The organism is Williamsia sp. 1135 (assembly GCF_002095395.1).
In the GTDB taxonomy this organism is placed as follows: Bacteria; Actinomycetota; Actinomycetes; order Mycobacteriales; family Mycobacteriaceae; genus Williamsia.
The window spans coordinates 149,118-168,034 of record NZ_MJEI01000098.1; the positions used below are offsets into that span (position 1 = coordinate 149,118).

Consider the following 18,917-nt stretch of genomic DNA (forward strand, 5'->3'; position numbering starts at 1 on the left):
GCCCTTTCGTTGAACATCCTGTGAGCTGCGACGTTGCGGGATACCCTCTGCCAATGAAGAGAATCCTGAGTGCTGTTGGGGCTGTCGTCGCGCTATCAGCCGGACTACTGCTCCCGGCGACCGCACAGGCAACGCCCGGTGAGGGAATCAGCGGAGTGACGTTGCTGGACATCGAGATCCCGGCCGAATTGCTGCCGTTCATTCCTGACGGAGCTCACGTGGTGGCGAAGCAGATCACGATCGCCCCTGGTGGCACCACCGGCTGGCACTACCACGACGGCCCGGTGCTCGGGATCGTCCAAGCCGGGACGCTGACGCATCCGGGGTCGGACTGCAAACCGGTCATCTTCGACACCGGTGCGTTCATCAACGAACCGAGCGGTAAGTCGAATACCCACGTCGGTCGCAACCTCGGCAAGGAGCCGGTGATCCTGGACGTGGTGTACCTCGAACCAATCGGCGCGCCGCTCTTCGAGGACGTCACGCCGGCACCACCGTGTGACAAGACGTAGCCGTCCGGGGGAGTCGTTTCGCCACCTCGAACCGCAGGTGCGGACCGACCCCCTAACATCGGTGTGGTGCAGATCGCAGAGAAAGTCGCCGTAGTCACCGGAGGGGGAGCCGGTATCGGCGCCGCCCTCGCCCACGCACTCTCCGAAGCGGGTGCCTCCGTACTGGTTGCCGACCTCGATGCCGAATCGGCGACCTCGGTCGCCGCGCAGATCTCGGCGGCAGGATCGACAAGAGCCCTGTCGTTCGGGGGCGACGTCTCGGATCCCGAAGTGCTGGAGGAGATCATCGGCCGCGCCGAAGCCGAACTCGGGCCGGTCGACATCTTCTTCGCCAATGCCGGAACCACCGCAGGCCTCGGACTCGACACCCCTGATTCCCAATGGGACGTGGCTCTGGGGGTCAACGTGCTGGCCCATGTGCGTGCTGCCCGACTCCTGGTTCCGAAGTGGATAGAGCGCGGGGGCGGGTACTTCGTGTCGACCGCGTCCGCGGCGGGTCTGCTGACCCAGATCGGGTCCGCGACGTATTCGGTCTCCAAACATGCGGCCGTCGGGTTCGCGGAATGGCTGTCGGTGACGTACGGAGACCAAGGGGTGGCCGTGAGTTGCCTGTGCCCGATGGGCGTCGAGACCAAGCTCCTCAGATCTGGCTTTCAGACGGATCAACCGGGCGCGTCCGTGGCCGCGAGCGCGGTGACGAGCGCCGGCGCCGTATTGAGTCCGGCAGAGGTCGCGACCGCTGTCCTCGCCGCGATGGAGGAGGAGAAGTTCTTGATTCTGCCGCACCCGGAGGTGCTCGACTTCTACCGTAACAAGGGGTCGGACTACGACCGATGGATAGGTGGGATGCGCCGCTACCAACGGCACTTGATGTCGAACCCGTGATCGCCGCTCTTCCGTTCAATTGAAAGCTGGTTATTGTCAATGGATTTCGCTTACTCGCCGCGCTGTCTCGAGTTTCAGGATCGTCTTGTCGACTTCATGGACGCCCACGTCTACCCGGCGGAGGCCACCTACGCCCAGCAGATGGCGGAATCGGGTGATCCGCATTTCGATCCACCGATCATCGAGGAACTGAAAGCGGAAGCGAAGTCCAGGGGCCTGTGGAACCTCTTCCATCCCGACCCGCAGTACGGAGCGGGCCTGACGAACTCCGAGTACGCGCCGCTGGCCGAGATCATGGGTCGCAGCGCCGGTTTGGCGCCTGAGGCCACCAACTGCTCTGCACCCGACACGGGCAACATGGAGGTGTTCTCGCTGTTCGGGACCGACGAGCACAAGGAACGCTATCTGCAGCCCTTGTTGGACGGCACCATTCGGTCGGCATTCGCGATGACCGAGCCGGATGTCGCCAGTTCCGACGCGACGAACATCCGGATGTCCATGGTCCGCGACGGCGACGACTGGGTGCTCAACGGTCGAAAGTGGTGGACGTCAGGCGCTTTGCATCCCAATTGCGCAGTGCTCATCGTGATGGGTAAAACCGACCCGGACGCGGCCGCGCACGCGCAGCAGTCGATGATGGTCGTTCCGATCGACGCGCCCGGTGTGAAGTTGCTCCGCAATCTTCCTGTCTTCGGCTACCAGGATCGCGAAGGGCATGCGGAGGTGGTGTTCGAAAATGTGCGTGTCCCGGACGCTGACGTGCTTGCCGGTGCAGGTGCCGGTTTCATGATCGGGCAGGCCAGGCTCGGTCCCGGCCGCATCCATCACTGTATGCGCGCGATCGGGATGGCAGAGCGTGCTCTCGAACTGCTGTGTGAGCGCGCCTCATCGCGGGTTGCGTTCGGCAAACCGCTGGCCGCGCAGGCCAACATCCAGGATTGGGTTGCCGAGGCCCGAATCGAGATCGAGATGACCCGGTTGCTCACGCTGAAGGCGGCGTGGCTCATGGACACGGTGGGAAACAAGCAGGCTCGCACGGAGATCTCCGCGATCAAGGTCGCAGCTCCCAACATGGCGCTCAAGATCGTCGATCGTGCCATCCAGGTGCATGGAGGCGGAGGGGTTTCCGACGACTTCCCACTCGCCAGCATGTACGCGCACCTTCGCACGCTGCGCCTGGCGGATGGACCAGACGAAGTGCACAAGCGGAGTATCGCGCGACACGAACTCGGTCGGTACCGCAAGACCGGAAAGTCGGCATGAACTCCCCGGTCGGGATCGACACCGAGGCGGTCACGACCTGGATGGTCGGCTTGGGGGTGTCTGCTGCTCCGCCACTGTCGTTTCAGCGGATCGGCAACGGCCAATCGAACCTGACCTTCCTGGTCTCCGATTCCGACGGCAACAAGTGGGTGCTGCGCCGACCTCCGCTGGGAGCGTTGCTCGCCTCCGCGCACGACGTCCTTCGCGAACACCGCATCATGTCCGCCCTGCAGGACACGCCCGTCCCGGTGCCGCGGATGATAGCCACAACAGCTGATCCCGACATCACCGATGCCCCATTGGTTTTGATGAGTTACATCGACGGCGCGGTGATCGACGACCGGGCCGTTGCCGAGACGCTGACAGAAGATCACCGGCGACGCATCGGCCTTTCGCTGCCGAAGGCGCTCGGGACCATCCATGCGATCGATCTCGAGTCCGTCGGGCTGAATGATCTGGCCAGCCACAAACCGTACGCGGCAAGACTGCTCAAACGGTGGACCGGTCAGTGGGAGAAGTCGAAAACCCGCGACGTCGAAGCGGTTACGCGAGTCGCCGAAGCGCTTGCGAAGCATGCACCCGAACAGACCGAGCTGACCCTCGTGCACGGCGACTACCATCTGAGCAACGTGATCACGTCATCCTCGGACGGCGAGGTGATCGGGGTCGTGGATTGGGAGCTGTGCACCCTCGGCGACCCACTCGCCGATCTGGGGAACTTGTTGGCATTCTGGCCGGAATCCACCGACCCGGTGGCAGCGCTGTCCACCGTTCCCACGCTGCCGGGCTTCCCGGCCCGAGCAGAGGTCATCGATGCCTACGCGTCGGCAACCGGTCGCGACGTGAGCGCCGCGGGCTACTGGCACACCATGGGCCTGTGGCGGCTGACGATCATCGCGGAAGGCATTCTGCGCCGGTTGATGAACGACCCACGTAACGCCTCACGCGACGGCGGACCCACCGCTGCGCTGATCGACAATTTGTCCGAGCGCACGCTGCAGGTCGGTTCGGAAGCAGGCCTGGTGTAGCGACATTCAACGCGGGCGCGGGATCTGCGCCATGCGTCCCTGTCCCAACCATTCCGGAACACTGGTGCGGACCTCGCGACCGGCGATGATATGCACGTCACCGCCCCGCAGGGCGCCGGCCCAGCTCACGTCCCCACGCCAGATCGCGGTGAGCTCGCGCAGGCTCGATGTCACTGTGGCGGTGACGTCGAAGCCCGGGTCGTAGTCGCAGATGTCGGCGTCGCCATCGGAGACGACCAGCCACCATCTCGACACTGCCGACTGCACTCCGCTGAGCTCAAATGTGACGACGGTACGCGAGCGCGGCCACCGTTCGACGTCCACGTTGCGGCGCATGTCCCACATCAGCAGATGGGGATCGAGGTCGGCATCACCCAATCCGCCGATCCACCGCACACCCCAGGCGTTCAGTGCCTCCACGACAGTCGACAGTTCGCGCCCACTGGCGGTCAGCTCGTAGCGGGTACGGCCGCCGTCGAGCTGCCGGTCGATCACACCGGCTCGTTCGAGTGTGCGAAGGCGTTTCGACAGCAGCGCCGGTGACATCTTGGGAACCCCGCGCCGCAACTCGTTGAAATGACAACTACCGGCGAGGAGTTCGCGAACCACCAACAGTGTCCAACGCTCGTCGAGCACTTCCATGGCCTTGGCGACGGGGCAGAATTGACCGTATCCGGGCATAACGACTCCTTGATCTCCACCCAGTACACACTGCTCGGGGGAGTAGGACCAGTACAGATTCGAAAGCAGAGACAGTACAGATCTGGCACTGGTTCCCACGCGTGGGACGGCCGATGCTGAGAACGGTCGGCCCGCCGGGCCGCCGCTGACAGCAGAGGAGAAGCTCATGACGAACAAGACCGCAGAACTCGCCGGCGACCTGTTGGTCCGGCACCGCGCGATGTGGGCCTCCGGGGACTATCCGGCCGTGGCAACACAGGTGATCGCCGGCCTGGGACCGACGTTGGTCGAGGCAGTGGGGATTCGCGCGGGTGAGCACGTCCTCGACATCGCGGCAGGGAGCGGGAACGCCTCGATACCCGCAGCCCAGAAGGGCGCCGATGTGGTGGCATCCGACCTCACGCCAGAACTGTTCGAGGCGGGGCGCCAACTCGCCGCGGAGGAGCACGTCGAGCTCACCTGGCGGGAGGCCGACGCCCAGTCATTACCCTTCGCCGACAACAGCTTCGATGTCGTGATGTCCTGCGTGGGAGTGATGTTCGCGCCACATCACCAGGAGTCGGCCGACGAGTTGATCCGTGTGTGCCGAACCGGTGGGCGCGTCGGGCTCATCAACTGGACACCGGCGGGCTTCATCGGCCGCATGTTCGGCACCATGAAGCCGTACACGCCCACCCCTCCGGCGGGCGCACAGCCACCGCCACTGTGGGGCGATGAGGAGCACGTGCGCACGTTGTTCGCCGACCGAGTCGATCAATTGACCCCGGTGCGCCGGACTCTCGAGGTCGACCGGTTCGAATCCGGCGGGGAGTTCAGGGACTTCTTCAAGTCCACCTACGGCCCGACGATCGCCGTATACCGAAACATCAGCGGTGATGCCGAAGCCACCGCGTCGCTCGATCAGGCGTTGGCCGATCTGGCCGATGACGCCCTTGACGACGGGGTGATGGAGTGGGAGTACCTGGTGGTCACCGGCATCATTCGATAACCGGTCGCCGTCTCATTCGTCGAGGTCTGCTGCCTTCGTGCTCGAGGCATCGGTGATGATGTCGATGATCTGGCCGTAGACGGGTTTGGTGGACGTGACGATCGACCCGTGATCCTCGCCGTCGAGCAGGATCACCTTGCCCGTGCCGTTCTGCTTGTTGACCGCGTCGACGTATCGCTGTGACAGCGACGGCAACACCACCGTGTCCGCCGTGCCGTGGACAGCGATGACAGGGGTGCCCGGATCGATGTTCTGGATCGGATCGACGGACGTATACCGATCCGGCACCTGCTCCGGCGTGCCTCCGAGCGCGGTGACGATGCGGTCGTCGCCGTTCTTCACCGCCTGCACCATGTCGAGGGGACCCGCCAGTGAGATCACTTTGGTGGGCCGGAACTTCGGGTTGCTGCCCACCTCGTCCGACTCCAGTTTGTGCCTGGTCCCGCCCCAGACCGCGAGTTGCGCGCCGGCGCTGTGGCCGACGACGAGCGCGTCGGTGGTTTCGAGTTGAGGGAACTTCTTGTCGATGGCGGCGACATTGTCGAGCGCCTGGGAAACGTCCTCGAACGTCGTCGGCCACCCGCCTCCGGAGCCGACCCGCCGGTACTCGATGTTGTACACAGCCATGCCCTTGGCGGCGAGATCCCGCGCAAAGGGGTCGAACAAGTTGGCACCGAGCTGCGACTGCCAGGCGCCGCCGTGGATCAGGACCACGAGCGGGATCGAATCGACGTTCTGCGGCCCCGCCGGAAGGTAGAGGTCGCCCCAATTCTGTTCGGGGTCGGTGCCGTCGAGTGTCGGGTAATCGATCCGCTGCACCGTGACCTCGGACAGCGACGTGACCTTGGCGTCGTCCTGGATCGACGCCGAGGTCGTCTGCTCCGACGAGGCCCCGTCATCGTCGGTGCATCCGGCCACCAGCACGACGCCGATGGTCGCGAGGGATGTGAAGATCTGAGCGCTACGTCGACGCATCGGCGGGCACCTTTCTGTTTTCAGCTGTTCGCATCAACGGCCACCGCGGGCATGTCTTCCCAGACACCGAGGACCTGCGGATCCTGGAGCTCCATCCATGCGATCACGTCCTGGTACGTCGCGCAGATGGTTTCGGGCTTCACGCAGACCTCGCTCATGAAGTCGGCGGTGGCAGGATTGAACGCGTTGCCACTCCAGTCGTTGAAGTGGTTGGCGATCACCAAGGGTGCCCTGTTGCCCTCATAGGCGCGCCGAAACATGTAGTCGTAAGACTCTTTGACGATCTTGCGGATCTCCGGCGCTTTGCCGGGTGCGTCCTTGGCCTGGTTGAACGTGTACCAGTAGTTGTAATCCAGAGCGGTTTGCCGATGCTTCAGCGGTGGCGACCAGGTATAAGGAATCGGGAACTCCCAGATGCTGCCGACCTTGGTCGGCCAATAGATTCCGGGCTGACGTGCAGCCTTCGACGAGTCCCACGTCATGTTGTGCTGACCCAAGGCCGGGAACAGCTGACCCATGCCGCCTTCGAGGCACGGGGTGCGGCCGCCCTTCACAACGTCTTCGCCGAATGCGAGATCCGGGGCGTCAGGAAGGTTGTTGATGCTCTTCCAGTCGGTCATCAGGCGGAAGAACTGGTCGAGTTCGTGGTTCCACTCGGCCGTACTCCAGTCCTTGCCGGGATTTTTCGTTCCGGCGCAGAAGTGTCCGACGTAGTGGGTGCCCATCTCATGTCCGTCGTACCAGGTGCGATTGAGATATTCGACCTGTTCGACGACCTCGGCCTTGCTGCCACCGAACGCCAGGGAGGATTCTCCGGGTTGGTATCCGGGACCCCGATACTCCTTCTTGTGGTCGTCGGCGAGGAAATACAAGCCGGTCATCAAAGCGGTGAAGCGCGAGTCCGAGCTCCTAGCCGTTTCGAGGAACAGATCCCAGTTCTCGGAGACCCCGACACCGTCGAATGAGAAGAGCACGAATTGCGGGGGCTTCTCTCCCGGGGCCAAGACCTCCATCGGGACATTGCTAGCGGTCCGCTGGGGGCCGGAGTCGTCTTTCTTCTCCGGCGGAGGGTCGGCGGTCTCGATCGTTTGATCAACTGCTGTGATGCCCAGGAGCACCTCGGGTCGCTCGGCACCGCAGGCGGCGAGGGTGGCTGCGGCCATCGCCATCACCAAGCCGCGCACCACATTGCGCCGACGGAGTCGGGATAGCAACTGTTTGACCCTTTCGGCTGCCAGGCCGGGCGAAACAGCGCCCTGTGCTCGCCGAAATCCTAACAGGTCAAATCGGACTCGGACGGCATTGACATGGGGTTCAACACAACTCCGCGTCGTCCGAGGTGCGCTTGAAACGGAGGCGGCGCCAACTCCGACCGAAGGATCGGAAAGTTGGCGCCGTCCGCAGCCTCACTCAGTCGCGTGACCGGGTGCCGTCGGTCTGATCGAACATCTTCCAATTACCGTCCGAGTTCACTTCCATCCGGTACCCGAGCTCTCCGGACGGGACCTCTTTCTCGGCGAACCAGTGGTAAGCGTCCTCGGCGTTGTTGAAGTCTTTCGTGTCGATTACTTCTTCATCGGGATTGAGTACTCGATACTGAGTCATCATCGCCTTTCGTTCATCTCGTCGAAAGCGGTGCGCTTCGGCGTCTGACGGCGAGTACCCGGCACTTCCGTGGGTTACACATCCGCGCCAAGGTGCCGGTCCTCAGACGGTCGAGCTCCGCTGCGCTGCGTCTCCTCAGACGGTCGAGCTCCGCTGCGCTGCGTCTCCTCAGATGGTCGAGCTCCGCTGCGCTGCGTCTCCTCAGATGGTCGAGCTCCGCTGCGCTGCGTCTCCGACCTCGGTCACTGTCTCGGTGAGCCGGCTCAGGTCGGCGACCACGGCGTCGACTATCGCCGGGTCATCATTCTCGGCGCGGCGATTGACCCACACGCGCGGTATCCCGAGCGCAGCCGCCGGCACCATGTCGTGGAAGTAGCTCTGCGCCACATGGACCCAGTTTCCGGGGCGGGGGTCGAAGGTCTCGGCGAACCGCCGGAAGTGTCTGTGATCGGGTTTGTAGGCGCCTACGTCTTCGGCTGTGACAATCGCATCGACGGGTGTTCGCAGCCGTCGCTGCGCCGCGCCGATGATGTCGCGATCACAGTTGGTCAGCAACGCCAGGCGCCATCCCGCGTCTCGGAGTCGCTGCAGTTCCGCCGCAGTGTCGTCGAATGCGGGCCAGTACGGAATCGACGCCGCCAGCACGTCCGCGTCGTCGGGGAGCAGGGTCAGTCCCGCCTCGTCCGCGGTGCGCCGGAAAGACTCGGTGAGAACGTCGCGGTACCGCAGAGTCGGGGTTTCGGCCTGTACGACAGGTTCGTGCCGGTTGAACGTCTCGAGCAGTTCGGGGCCGCGCCCGGGAAAGATCAGCTCGATCCCGGTGGCGATCCCGTGTCGCCAGTCGATCAGGGTTCCGTAACAATCGAAGGTGGCCCACCGGATTTCGGTCACAGTTCGTCCTCCTCTGCCGGTGTCGACCCTACCGTCGGGAATCGTCGGTCGCTGCGTGTGCGAAAGCGTGCGAGTGAGGCCGCAGGCGACCACTGGACCTGCGGGCTGGTCCTGATCAGCGGGTAGCAAGCCAGACCTATCAGCAGGGAACTGAGGTGGCCGATACCGGTGAAGGTCACATTCGCCAGCAATGGTGCACAGAACAGGACAAGCATCCCGGCGAGATACAACCACCGCCACGGTCTGGCGATGTGAAAAGTCAAGACCCCGATGATCCCGGCGAGAAAGTAGCTGACCCCGATGTCTCTGACATTCACCAGTGTTTCCGACGCCCGGTCGTGCTCGATGGCCCAATACAGCACACCCTCGCTGACGAACGTTGCACTCACGTGGGCGATGAGGCCGACGGCGAGCCACAATCGAGTGCCCAGCCAGCGCTCGGCCGGAACGTGGAAGATGCAGTACAACAACAGGTACGGCAACCAATAATATCCGTCGAGCCAGAACAGACTGGTGATCAGGACGTGTACCGGATCGTCGCCGAGGTGACGGATGTTGGTCGACTGAGCGCCCAGGATCGTCTGCAGACGTTCGGGTGTCACGGAATGCTGAATGATGGTGGTCGCCAGCAACACCGCCAGCCAGATGAAGGTGCCCGGCGCGCTGCGCACGTACAGCGACGGCCTCGAGTTCCAGAGGCGGCCGCCTGCGCGGCGGCCGCTCACGCGGGGCCCCGTCGCTCGTCAACGGACGTGGGGGCCACCAGGCAATGGTAGGGGAGAGCAGGCGCCTGCGACGAGAAGTCTGACCATCGCGGTCGCCTTGTCCGGCTGCGGGGGCTCTCCTGTGATCATGTCGCTCCAGATGAACGACTCACCAACGCGGACAATCGCATACGCCAGGTCATCGACGTCGGTGTGGGACCGGATCTCGGGAATGCGACCCAATCTGTCGACGGTCCACTCGATCAACCTGCCCTGAACCACGCTGTAGCGGGAGGTCAGCACACGTAGGGCGTACTCGGGATCATCTGCGACGAATCGTTCGAGTGGTTCGTAGGTGCGCACCATCTCTGCCATCCGGCCGAAGTTCTCGACGAAATGTCCGGCATCGATTCCGGTCTTTCTCGCCTCCACCCGATCGATGGCCTCGATCAGGATTCGCCAGACCACTTCGCCGAGGATCACCTCCCGCCCCGACCACCATCGGTAGACCGTGGCGCGCCCGATCCCCAACTCCCGGGCGAGTCTGCCGATGTCCACCCGCTGCCCGGTCCGGAACCAGTCGTACGCCACATCGATGACATCGCTCTGCGCGATGCGGGTCCGCCGCGGGGGGCTGTTGACGGCCTCATGAGACATAAGTAGATTTTGTCTCTGACCGATCGATCGGTCAATCGGGTGTCACACGCAGGGAGTGCAGATGGATTTGGACTGGTCAGCGCACGACTTGGCCTTTCGGGACGAGGTCAGGTCTTTCCTCGACGAGAAACTGACACCGGATCTGCGGCGCGCGGGCCGCTTGACGACGAGCGTGTACTCGGACCACGAGGCCAGCATGGAATGGCAGCGCATCCTCCATGAGCGCGGGTGGGCCGCGCCGGCGTGGCCGGTTGAGCACGGTGGCTGCGATTGGAGCCTCACCCAGCACTACATCTTCAGCCGCGAATCGATTCTCGCCGGTGCCCCGTCGCTGTCGCCGATGGGCATCAGGATGGTCTCGCACGCGATCACCGCTTTTGGTACCGAAGAGCAGAAGAACTACTTCCTGCCGGGAATCCTCACCGGCGATGTCTTCTTCTGTCAGGGCTACTCCGAACCCGAGGCCGGCTCGGACCTCGCGTCGCTGTCGATGGCGGCGGTCGACGACGGCGACCACCTCGTCTGCACCGGCAGCAAGATCTGGACCACCCATGCGACCGAGGCCAATTGGATGTTTGCGCTCGTTCGCACCTCGCGTCAGGAGAAGAAGCAGGTCGGGATCACGTTTGTCCTCATCGACATGACGTCACCGGGTATCGAGGTGCGTCCGCTGGTGATGACTTCGGGGGAGCAGGTCCAGAACCAGGTCTTCTTCGACAACGTCAGGGTGCCGAAGGCGAACGTGCTCGGCAAGATCGACGACGGTTGGACTGTCGCGAAGTATCTACTCGTCTTCGAACGAGGTGGGGGTGCGGCTGCGCCCGCGCTGCAGGTGATGGCGGAGTCGCTGGCCACGGCGGCGGCCGAGCAGCCGGGCCCGAACGGCGGCGCACTACTCGACGACCCGGCGTTCGCGAACAAACTCGCGGAAGCACGGATCCGTACCAAGGTGCTGGAGATCCTGGAGTATCGGACCCTCTCTGCAATGGCCGCGGGAAAGAACCCGGGGCCGGCGTCGTCGATGCTCAAAGTGCTTGCAACCGAACTCAGTCAGAAGCTGACGGAGTTGACCCTCGAGGCCGCCGGACCCCGCGGGCGGGTCTACCAGCCGCACGCCGCGGCACCGGGTGGACCCATCGCCGAGTTCACCGCTCCCGCCGACGGTTACGTCAGCGGCGAGTCGTGGGAGGCGGTGGCACCGCTGCGCTACTTCAATGATCGAGCCGGCTCGATTTATGCCGGTAGCAACGAGATTCAGCGAAACATACTCGCCAAAGCAGCATTGGGGCTCTGATGGACTTCACTCTGACCAAAGAACAGGAACTCCTGCGCGACGGGCTCGCGAAGTTCTTGGCAAGTCGCTACGAGCTGGCACCGAGCCGTGCTGCTGCGAAGACGGGTGCGGGCTGGCAACCGAAGATCTGGCACAGCTTCGCAGAAGAACTCGGCATCCTGGGTGCCACCCTTCCCGAATCCGAAGGTGGGATCGGTGGCGGACCGGTCGAATTGATGATCGTCACCGAAGCGCTGGGACAGGCCCTCGTCGTCGAACCGTTCGTCGACACCGTTGTGTTCGGTGCCGGGCTGTTGCAACGTGGGGGCGGCGAGCGGGCCAGAGCCGTACTCGAACAGATCGTTGCGGGTGAGGCCATCACGGCATTCGCAGCAATCGAGCCCACGTCGGGTCACAACTATTCCGACATCAGCACCACCGCCCGCAAAGACGGCGACTCGTGGATCATCAACGGCACAAAAGAAGTTGTGAGCAGCGCGCCGCTGGCGAACCACCTACTGGTGACGGCCCGCACGGACGGTGAGCAGCGCGACACCGACGGCATCTCGTTGTTCCTTCTCGAGTTCGACGCCGCCGCGCCCGCAGCCGGGTTGGGAGTCCATTCGTATCGCACCATCGATGACCGGCAGGCGTCCGACCTCACGTTCACCGATGTCCGAGTTCCTGCCGACGCCTTGATCGGCGCGGAAGGGCAGGCGTGGGAGTCCATCGACCGCGCCGTCGACGAGGCGACTGCGGCTGTCGCGTCCGAGGCGGTCGGACTGATGCGAAAGGTGTTGAACGACACCGTCGACTATGCGAAGCAGCGCCAGCAGTTCGGCCAGGCCATCGGTAGCTTCCAGGCCCTGCAGCATCGCATGGTCGACATGTACATGGAGCTGGAGCAATCGACGGCGGCGGTGTACCTGGCCGTTCTCAACCTCGACGGTGACCGGGTCGATCGCGCGCTGGCCGTGTCGGCCGCAAAGGCGACGATCGGTCGGTCGGCGCGATTCATAGGCCAGAATGCGGTGCAGCTGCACGGCGGCATGGGGATGACCGAGGAGTTGGCGATCGGGCACTACTTCAAGCGGCTGACGGCAATCGAGTACGAGTTCGGTTCCGCGGATCAGCACATCGCCAGGTACGCCGCACTGACCAGGTGAGTGCTAGGGCTCCAGGTCGTCGATCTGGTGCGCCAGTTGGGTGTCCTTGCCGGTGAGTCCACCCTCGGAGTGGGTGCTCAAGGTGAAGGTGACCTTGCGCCAACGGATGTCGATGTCCGGGTGGTGGTCGGCCGCTTCGGCGGCCTCCGCCACCCGGCCCACGAACGCGATGGCTGCCGGGAAATCGGGGCAGTCGACGGTCCGGGTCAGGGAGTCTCCCTCGCGGGTCCAGCTCGCCAGATCAGCGAGTGCCTGGGTGATCTCGGATTCGTTCAACAGGTGGGCCATTGATCCGATGTTTCCACCCGACCCCCCGAAAATGTGTCGTTTTGGCGAACCTGACCTGGGGTTATGTTCGCCACAACAACCCATCATCGGGGTGGGGCGGTGACCTTGTCGCAGCATGCGGCCGCCGCCTCCGGGGTTACCCGGTCGGGATGGTGCTCGCCGTTCCGTATTCCCACCGCGGACACTATGCCGCCGGCGATGAACAGCACGGCGGTCACCAGTGCGACTCGGCGAAAACCCGCATAGTCGAGCTGACCACTCACGACGATTCCGGTGCAGGCGACGGCCACCAGACCGGCGACCCTGGAGATCGCGTTGTTGATGGCGGAACCGATACCGCTCTGTTCTCGGTCGACGGCCGCGAGTATCGCCGAGGTGAGAGGGGTGACGGTGACCGATAGGCCGATACCGAACAGGACGAGTCCGGGGAACATCTGGGTCCAGAACTGGAAGTCCGGTCCCGTGGTGAGCATCAGTAGGAAGCCGACCCCGGCGATGATCGGTCCGACCGCCATGAACAGGTGCGGGCCGTACCTCCCGGCGAGCACGCCGACCGGGCGGGCGATGAGAAACGAGAGCACGGGCACCGGCAGGGTCGCCAGACCTGCAGTCAGCGCTGAGAATCCCGCGACCTCTTGCAGGAACAGGGCCACGACGAGCATCCCCATCGACACCCCCGCGTAGATGAAGGTGGTGGCCAGGTTCCCGACCCCGAAGTTCCTGACCGTGAACATTCGCAGCGGGATCATGGGGTGATCAGTGTGCGTCTCGCGCCACGCCAGTCCGAGCAGACACGCGACACCGATGCCGAGGGCAACGGCCACAACGGGTTCGGCGAGTCCCAATCGCTGCCCTTCGATCAGTGCGTACACGGTTCCCGCCAGACCCGCGGCGGCGAGAACTGCGCCGGGCACGTCGATGCGGGGTCGCGTCGCCGTCCGCGGCGGCTCGACAAGCCGTTTGGACAGAATGAGCGTCACGACGACCGGCACGACGTTGACCGCAAAGATCCAGCGCCAGTTCAGGGTGTCCACCAGGACTCCGCCGAGGAGTGGGCCCACGACGAAGGCTGTCCCCGTCCATGCGGTCCACGTGCCGATCGCCTTTGGTTGCTCGTCTGGTCCGACGCCGGAGTTGATCAGCGCAAGCGAACTCGGGACCAGGAGTGCCGCACCGACCCCTTGGAACCCACGAGCGACGATGAGGACCTCCGCAGTAGGGGCCAGCGTGCACGCAAGCGACGAGAGGCCGAACACGAGCAGGCCGATACGCAGTACCGGCAGCCGTCCGAACGCATCAGAAATCGCTCCGGCGACGAGTATCAACGCCCCGAGCGTGAGCAGATAGGCGTCGACGACCCACTGCTGGGTTGCAAGTCCGCCGCCCAGGTCCTCGGAGATCGCCGGCAGGGCCAGGTTGACCACCGAGCCATCAAGGAATGCAACGAACGACGCGAGGATCGCGACGACCATCACAAGTGTCGTCGAGGATCGTCCGACAGCGGCAGTTCCCATGGAGCGACGGTAACCCCAGATCGGCCTCGCAGGATCGCTCGGTGGCTCAACTTCGGGGCTCGCCGCCACGATCGCACATGACAATCGAGTGTACGACTGTACACTGAGATGCATGGTTGGTGTCATCGAAACAAGTCAGGACGTCGAAACCGATGAGGTCCGGGCGCTCGCGGAACTGGCTTTCATCGAGGTCGGCAAGGCGACGCGGGGAATCGGTGCGATGCACCGGGCCATCGCCGATCGGGTGTTCTCTGCGGTGCGGTTGGGAGTGGGCGGGTTCGCCGCACCGACGCAGCTGATGCACAACACCATCGCCGAGGGGACCTATCGTTCGATCGCCGCAGGCTGTTCGGTCGCCGCCGAGGTCGCATCGCGGACCATCGACGGACATGGTTCGACGTTGTCGCAGACCAAGCGAGGTGCGGTCGCATTGGGTGCGCTGACAGGGTTGATCGGGGACGCCCTCGCCGACGCGCATTCGCCACTCGCTCAAGAGATGTCGATACGGATCGACGGCAAAGCCTGCAGGCTGGACCGGGAGTCGTTGGCGCATGACCACCCAGATGCCACACCCGACCTCGTTTTCTTCCTCCACGGACTGATGGAGACGGAATTCGCCTGGGAGATCGGTGGAACCCCGACCTATGGCAGTCGGCTGGCGAGCGATCTGGAGTGCACGGACCTGCAGATCCGCTACAACACCGGCAGGCATATCTCCGAAAACGGTGCGGACCTGGGGCGGCTCATCGCCGAGGTGGTGGCGAACTGGCCGGTTCCGGTGGATCAGATCGTTCTGGTGGGCCATTCGATGGGCGGTCTGGTGGCACGCAGTGCGGTCCATCAAGCTGCTCTGATGGGCCACGAGTGGGCGACCAAGGTTCGTCACATCGTCTGCCTCGGTTCGCCGCACCTGGGCGCGCCCTTGGCGCGGACTGTTCACCTCGCGACGGCAGCGCTCCGACGAATCCCCGAGTCACGGCCGCTGGGCAACCTGCTCCATCGCCGCAGCGGCGGTATCCGCGATTTGCACGCCGGGTCGTTGGTCGACGAGGACTGGCGTGATCGGGATCTCGACGCCTTGCGTCAGGCGGCGATCGCCGAGGTCCCCCTGCATGTCGGTGCCCAACACAGTTTTGTCTCGGCAACCATCACCAGGAGCGCGAGCCACCCCCTCGGTCGGGTGATCGGCGACGGGCTGGTCCTCCACGGCAGCGCAGGCGGCCGAGATCGGCGTCGCAACATCGGTTTTGCCGAAGATGCCGGCATGCACCTCGCCTCGGCACATCACTTCACCCTGCTCAACAGCGACGCTGTCTACGCGTGGTTGGTGCGCCGTTTGACGGGGTCGTGAGGGTGCGACTTCAGGCGTCCGTCAGCTCGGGCCGCTTCGGCGCGAACTCGACGGCGTCGTCGGCAACGGAACCCCGGCGCAGCGTGAACACGTCGCGGTAGTAGTTCATCCGTAGACGCCACGGTGCCCGCGAGCCCTGGTGCGGGAAGGTGTTCACCGACCGCAGCACGTAACCGGCCGCAAAATCGAGGAAGGGTTCTTCCTCCACCGACGGATCTCTTCTGGCTACCACGCTGCCGTACCCGCCTGCGTCCATGTATCGGAGCAATCGGTAGACGTAGTCGCACACCAGATCTGCCTTCAAGGTCCAGGACGCATTGGTGTAACCGACGATGTACGCGAAGTTCGGGATACCGCTGAGCATCAAGCCCTTGTAGGTCATCGTCTCGGGGAGGATGACCTCTTCGCCGTCGACGACGAAAGTCAGGCCACCGAGCGCGAGCAGGTTGAGTCCGGTCGCCGTGACGATGATGTCGGCCGACAGTTTCTGTCCTGATTCGAGATCGATCCCGCCCGGGGTGAATGTCGAGATCGTGTCAGTCGCCATCGACACCGACCCCTGGCGGATCGCGCGGAAGAGGTCGCTATTCGGGACGAGGCAGAGTCGCTGATCCCACGGGTCGTACCGCGGGTTGAAGTGGGTGTCGACGTCGACATCCGGCAGCTGACGTACCTGCATGTCGCGGATGCGGGCACGCATGAAGTTCGGGAACCTCCGGCACAGTTGGTACAACGCGGTCGACACCGCGATCGCCTTGCCGCGGGAGACCGAGTACGCGATGGACGTAGGGAGCAGGCGGCGTAACCGGTTGGCGAGGGCGTCCTTGGCCGGAACCGAGATGATGTACGACGGTGACCGCTGCAGCAGGGTCACGTGCGCCGCGTCCGCGGCCATCGACGGCGCCAGGGTGACGGCGGTGGCCCCGCTGCCGATGATCACGACCTTCTTACCGGTGTAGTCGAGGTCGTCGGGCCAGTGCTGGGGATGGACGATGGTGCCCTTGAACTCCTCGACGCCGGGGAATTCCGGCGTGTACCCCTGGTCGTACCGATAGTAACCGCTGCATGACATGACGAAACCCGCAGTGACCGTGGAGGTCTCACCTGTGTCGGTGTGCTCTACCGTCACGGTCCAGGACTGCGACGAGCTGGACCACTCGGCCCGGATTGCCCGGCGGTTGTATCGGACGTCGTTGTCGACGCCGTACTCGTCGGCGGTGTCGCGCACGTACTGCAGAATCGACGGTCCGTCGGCGATGGCTTTGTCGTCCGACCACGGGCGGAAGCGGTATCCGAGGGTGAACATGTCGGAGTCCGATCTGATCCCGGGGTACCGGAAAAGGTCCCACGTCCCACCGGACACCGACCTGGCTTCGAGGATCGCCATGGTCCGAGTGGGGAACTTCTCCCGTATGTGGCAGGCGGCACCGATGCCGGACAGACCGGCACCGATGATCAGGACGTCGACATGATCTGGTGTGTTCGGCACGCTGTCGAGCTTAGTGGTCTGAGCCGTTAGTTCGTCGGGGGGTCATGCCGCCTCGCTGCTTTGATCGATCAGTTTGAGTTGGCGGTGGAGGTCCCGGCGGGTGTATTTCCAGGCGAAGGGTTCGGCGGTGCGGTTGTAGCGTTCGGCGAAGGTGTGCAACCGGTTCTCGACTGAGGTGAGGTCGGGAAAGTCATTGGGCGTGAGGACTTTGCGTTGGACGATGGAAAAGTAGATCTCGACTTGGTTGAGCCATGATGCGTGCACCGGGGTGTGCACCATGACCGCGTTCGGGTATCGGGCGGTGAGGCGGTCGATCGATGCTTGTCCGCGGTGCGAGGAGCCGTTGTCGACGACCCAAAACACCCGGTCGGCGGACGCGTACGGTTCGCTCGTCATGACCTGATCGACGAGGGCGGTGAACTCGGTGATGCCGGTGCTTTGCTCGCAGCGGCCGAAGACCCGTGCGGTGTGGACGTCGTAGGCAGCGAGGTAGGTGAGCGCGCCGCGGCGGCGGTAGTCGTGGCTGACGCGCATCGGGCGACCTGGTGCGGCGGCGGTGGTGCGGTGGCAGCGGTCGCGGGCTTGGATCGACGGCTTTTCATCGGCCGAGATCACAAACTCGTTGCTGCCCAACGGTTTGCCTGCGTAGCGGCGTGCGTACAGGTCGAGAACGACAGATGCTCTCATCTCGAAGTTCGGGTCGCGGGCGGCGATCCAGGAGCGATGCTGCCACGGTTTGAGCGCATCCTCGTCCAGCCACCGGCGCACCGTCGACACCGAGACGGTCATGCCGTCGCGTGCGAGTTGGGCGGCGAGTTCCGGGGTGGACCACCGTGCGATCGGAATATCGTGATCGGCCGGGATCTGACACGCCCACGCTTTCACTGCAGCGATGTCAGCGGGGGTGTAGATCGGTGGCCGGCCCGACCGTGGTGCGTCGGCGAGGGCATCGATACCGTGATGGTGGAACCGGCTGCGCCACTTACGGACCGTGTCGGGATGAACGTCGAGTTCGATGGCGATACTTGCGTTGGTGCAGCCGTCCGCGGCGAGCAGCACGATCAGAGACCGCAGCACTGTCTTCTGCGGTGTCGACCCACACCTCACCCATGTTTCGAGAACCTGACGGTCGCTGGTGGACAGGACGATCACGCAGGCCGAGGGTCGAGCGGTTTTGTCACTCATGCCTCAAAAGGACACCTGAGTCACACCTGTCTCGGGCCGCGGCACGCCGATGATCCGCGAAATGTTGGGTGGACCACACGGATCGGGCACGATCGGATGCGTGCCGACACCACCGGAATCGACGAAAAGCTCACTGCGCCTCAAGCTCAGCGGCCACGCCCGAACGAGGTGGCCGCAACTCGCGCGAGTCAACGTCCGATTTCGTGGCGCGTTCGCCTACGTCGACGGTGTACTACCGGACGAGTCGGTCCTGGTGTTGATGCGGCTGCGATACAACGGCTCCGCTAGCAGATGGGGCTTCGCGATCCACCTCGCGTCCAAGGGCAAGTACGAAGATTCGCTGCTGCCTACAGGCGACTTCACCGGCAGCCCTGAAGACGCACTCGACACCGCATGCGGGCTCTACCTCGGCGACCCGACAGCCTGGCAAATACCCCCGACGAACTAACGGCTCAGACCACT

The 18,917-nt window shown here is 64.1% G+C and carries 20 protein-coding genes; 9 read left to right on the plus strand and 11 right to left on the minus strand.

Going from position 1 to position 18,917, the window contains the following annotated elements; genetic code table 11:
- Nucleotides 1-53: 53 nt before the first annotated feature.
- The 4 genes from BFL43_RS17710 (at nucleotide 54) to BFL43_RS17725 (ending at nucleotide 3,688) form a co-directional block, all read left to right on the plus strand.
- Nucleotides 54-512: a cupin domain-containing protein gene (locus BFL43_RS17710; RefSeq protein WP_084838068.1), complete on the plus strand. Its 459-nt coding sequence runs from the start codon at nucleotides 54-56 to the stop codon at nucleotides 510-512.
- A gap of 66 nt (nucleotides 513-578) precedes the next feature.
- Nucleotides 579-1,397, plus strand: coding sequence for an SDR family oxidoreductase (locus BFL43_RS17715; RefSeq protein ID WP_084893834.1), 819 nt, complete (start codon nucleotides 579-581; stop codon nucleotides 1,395-1,397).
- 33 nt (nucleotides 1,398-1,430) lie between these two features.
- Nucleotides 1,431-2,660, plus strand: coding sequence for an acyl-CoA dehydrogenase family protein (locus BFL43_RS17720; protein WP_206186694.1), 1,230 nt, complete (start codon nucleotides 1,431-1,433; stop codon nucleotides 2,658-2,660).
- Nucleotides 2,657-3,688 carry a phosphotransferase family protein gene (locus tag BFL43_RS17725; RefSeq protein ID WP_084893801.1) on the plus strand — a complete coding sequence of 344 codons (1,032 nt, stop codon included), beginning with the start codon at nucleotides 2,657-2,659 and terminating at the stop codon, nucleotides 3,686-3,688. Before BFL43_RS17720 ends, BFL43_RS17725 begins: the two co-directional genes overlap by 4 nt.
- Nucleotides 3,689-3,694: 6 nt before the next feature.
- On the opposite strand, the gene BFL43_RS17730 is transcribed toward BFL43_RS17725, so the two are convergent.
- Nucleotides 3,695-4,369, minus strand: a complete 675-nt coding sequence (locus tag BFL43_RS17730; protein WP_084893802.1) for a helix-turn-helix domain-containing protein — start codon at nucleotides 4,367-4,369, stop codon at nucleotides 3,695-3,697.
- 166 nt (nucleotides 4,370-4,535) lie between these two features.
- On the opposite strand from BFL43_RS17730, the gene BFL43_RS17735 reads away from it, so the two are divergent.
- The gene (locus tag BFL43_RS17735; RefSeq protein WP_084893803.1) at nucleotides 4,536-5,357 is read left to right on the plus strand and encodes a class I SAM-dependent methyltransferase; all 822 of its coding nucleotides are present in this window, start codon (nucleotides 4,536-4,538) and stop codon (nucleotides 5,355-5,357) included.
- Between the two features lie 12 nt (nucleotides 5,358-5,369).
- Here the strand turns inward: BFL43_RS17735 and BFL43_RS17740 are convergent, their stop codons facing one another.
- The 6 genes from BFL43_RS17740 to BFL43_RS17765 form a co-directional block, all read right to left on the minus strand.
- Nucleotides 5,370-6,332 (minus strand): alpha/beta fold hydrolase, encoded by a 963-nt coding sequence (locus tag BFL43_RS17740; protein ID WP_084893804.1) that lies wholly within the window; start codon nucleotides 6,330-6,332, stop codon nucleotides 5,370-5,372.
- A gap of 20 nt (nucleotides 6,333-6,352) precedes the next feature.
- A complete protein-coding gene (locus BFL43_RS17745) occupies nucleotides 6,353-7,495 on the minus strand; it encodes a polysaccharide deacetylase (RefSeq protein ID WP_240498332.1) in 1,143 nt (380 codons plus the stop codon).
- A 247-nt stretch (nucleotides 7,496-7,742) separates the two neighbouring features.
- On the minus strand, nucleotides 7,743-7,937 hold the full coding sequence (locus tag BFL43_RS17750; RefSeq protein WP_084838203.1) for a hypothetical protein: 195 nt from the start codon (nucleotides 7,935-7,937) through the stop codon (nucleotides 7,743-7,745).
- 201 nt (nucleotides 7,938-8,138) lie between these two features.
- A complete protein-coding gene (locus BFL43_RS17755) occupies nucleotides 8,139-8,828 on the minus strand; it encodes an HAD family hydrolase (RefSeq protein ID WP_084893805.1) in 690 nt (229 codons plus the stop codon).
- Nucleotides 8,825-9,553: a rhomboid-like protein gene (locus BFL43_RS17760; protein ID WP_084893806.1), complete on the minus strand. Its 729-nt coding sequence runs from the start codon at nucleotides 9,551-9,553 to the stop codon at nucleotides 8,825-8,827. The genes BFL43_RS17755 and BFL43_RS17760 overlap by 4 nt, the downstream gene beginning before the upstream one ends.
- 18 nt (nucleotides 9,554-9,571) lie before the next feature.
- Nucleotides 9,572-10,189: a QsdR family transcriptional regulator gene (locus BFL43_RS17765; protein WP_084893807.1), complete on the minus strand. Its 618-nt coding sequence runs from the start codon at nucleotides 10,187-10,189 to the stop codon at nucleotides 9,572-9,574.
- A 61-nt stretch (nucleotides 10,190-10,250) separates the two neighbouring features.
- Between BFL43_RS17765 and BFL43_RS17770 the strand changes: the two genes are divergently transcribed.
- Nucleotides 10,251-11,483 carry an acyl-CoA dehydrogenase family protein gene (locus tag BFL43_RS17770; RefSeq protein ID WP_084893808.1) on the plus strand — a complete coding sequence of 411 codons (1,233 nt, stop codon included), beginning with the start codon at nucleotides 10,251-10,253 and terminating at the stop codon, nucleotides 11,481-11,483.
- Nucleotides 11,483-12,628: an acyl-CoA dehydrogenase family protein gene (locus tag BFL43_RS17775; RefSeq protein WP_084893809.1), complete on the plus strand. Its 1,146-nt coding sequence runs from the start codon at nucleotides 11,483-11,485 to the stop codon at nucleotides 12,626-12,628. Before BFL43_RS17770 ends, BFL43_RS17775 begins: the two co-directional genes overlap by 1 nt.
- Nucleotides 12,629-12,631: 3 nt before the next feature.
- Here BFL43_RS17775 and BFL43_RS17780 read toward each other — a convergent pair whose 3' ends face one another.
- On the minus strand, nucleotides 12,632-12,916 hold the full coding sequence (locus BFL43_RS17780; RefSeq protein ID WP_084893810.1) for a 4a-hydroxytetrahydrobiopterin dehydratase: 285 nt from the start codon (nucleotides 12,914-12,916) through the stop codon (nucleotides 12,632-12,634).
- A gap of 83 nt (nucleotides 12,917-12,999) precedes the next feature.
- Nucleotides 13,000-14,430, minus strand: a complete 1,431-nt coding sequence (locus tag BFL43_RS17785; RefSeq protein WP_084893836.1) for an MFS transporter — start codon at nucleotides 14,428-14,430, stop codon at nucleotides 13,000-13,002.
- A 112-nt stretch (nucleotides 14,431-14,542) separates the two neighbouring features.
- Between BFL43_RS17785 and BFL43_RS17790 the strand changes: the two genes are divergently transcribed.
- Complete coding sequence (locus BFL43_RS17790) at nucleotides 14,543-15,781, plus strand: alpha/beta hydrolase (RefSeq protein WP_084893811.1); 1,239 nt, start codon at nucleotides 14,543-14,545, stop codon at nucleotides 15,779-15,781.
- A 10-nt stretch (nucleotides 15,782-15,791) separates the two neighbouring features.
- Here BFL43_RS17790 and BFL43_RS17795 read toward each other — a convergent pair whose 3' ends face one another.
- Together BFL43_RS17795 and BFL43_RS17800 are read right to left on the minus strand one after the other, a co-directional pair.
- Nucleotides 15,792-17,270, minus strand: a complete 1,479-nt coding sequence (locus BFL43_RS17795; protein ID WP_084893812.1) for an NAD(P)/FAD-dependent oxidoreductase — start codon at nucleotides 17,268-17,270, stop codon at nucleotides 15,792-15,794.
- 42 nt (nucleotides 17,271-17,312) lie between these two features.
- Nucleotides 17,313-18,455: an IS630 family transposase gene (locus tag BFL43_RS17800; protein ID WP_084889713.1), complete on the minus strand. Its 1,143-nt coding sequence runs from the start codon at nucleotides 18,453-18,455 to the stop codon at nucleotides 17,313-17,315.
- 100 nt (nucleotides 18,456-18,555) lie between these two features.
- On the opposite strand from BFL43_RS17800, the gene BFL43_RS17805 reads away from it, so the two are divergent.
- Entirely contained in the window at nucleotides 18,556-18,903 is a 348-nt protein-coding gene (locus BFL43_RS17805; RefSeq protein WP_084889720.1) for a hypothetical protein, read from the plus strand.
- Nucleotides 18,904-18,917: the final 14 nt, after the last annotated feature.

Excerpts from the sequence above, each read along its gene's own strand:
- BFL43_RS17710 (WP_084838068.1), top strand. The coding sequence starts at position 54 with ATGAAGAGAATCCTGAGTGCTGTTGGGGCTGTCGTCGCGCTATCAGCC.
- BFL43_RS17725 (WP_084893801.1), top strand. The coding sequence starts at position 2,657 with ATGAACTCCCCGGTCGGGATCGACACCGAGGCGGTCACGACCTGGATG.
- BFL43_RS17730 (WP_084893802.1), bottom strand. The coding sequence starts at position 4,369 with ATGCCCGGATACGGTCAATTCTGCCCCGTCGCCAAGGCCATGGAAGTG.
- BFL43_RS17735 (WP_084893803.1), top strand. The coding sequence starts at position 4,536 with ATGACGAACAAGACCGCAGAACTCGCCGGCGACCTGTTGGTCCGGCAC.
- BFL43_RS17740 (WP_084893804.1), bottom strand. The coding sequence starts at position 6,332 with ATGCGTCGACGTAGCGCTCAGATCTTCACATCCCTCGCGACCATCGGC.
- BFL43_RS17745 (WP_240498332.1), bottom strand. The coding sequence starts at position 7,495 with ATGGCCGCAGCCACCCTCGCCGCCTGCGGTGCCGAGCGACCCGAGGTG.
- BFL43_RS17750 (WP_084838203.1), bottom strand. The coding sequence starts at position 7,937 with ATGACTCAGTATCGAGTACTCAATCCCGATGAAGAAGTAATCGACACG.
- BFL43_RS17765 (WP_084893807.1), bottom strand. The coding sequence starts at position 10,189 with ATGTCTCATGAGGCCGTCAACAGCCCCCCGCGGCGGACCCGCATCGCG.
- BFL43_RS17770 (WP_084893808.1), top strand. The coding sequence starts at position 10,251 with ATGGATTTGGACTGGTCAGCGCACGACTTGGCCTTTCGGGACGAGGTC.
- BFL43_RS17775 (WP_084893809.1), top strand. The coding sequence starts at position 11,483 with ATGGACTTCACTCTGACCAAAGAACAGGAACTCCTGCGCGACGGGCTC.
- BFL43_RS17780 (WP_084893810.1), bottom strand. The coding sequence starts at position 12,916 with ATGGCCCACCTGTTGAACGAATCCGAGATCACCCAGGCACTCGCTGAT.
- BFL43_RS17785 (WP_084893836.1), bottom strand. The coding sequence starts at position 14,430 with ATGGGAACTGCCGCTGTCGGACGATCCTCGACGACACTTGTGATGGTC.
- BFL43_RS17790 (WP_084893811.1), top strand. The coding sequence starts at position 14,543 with ATGGTTGGTGTCATCGAAACAAGTCAGGACGTCGAAACCGATGAGGTC.
- BFL43_RS17800 (WP_084889713.1), bottom strand. The coding sequence starts at position 18,455 with ATGAGTGACAAAACCGCTCGACCCTCGGCCTGCGTGATCGTCCTGTCC.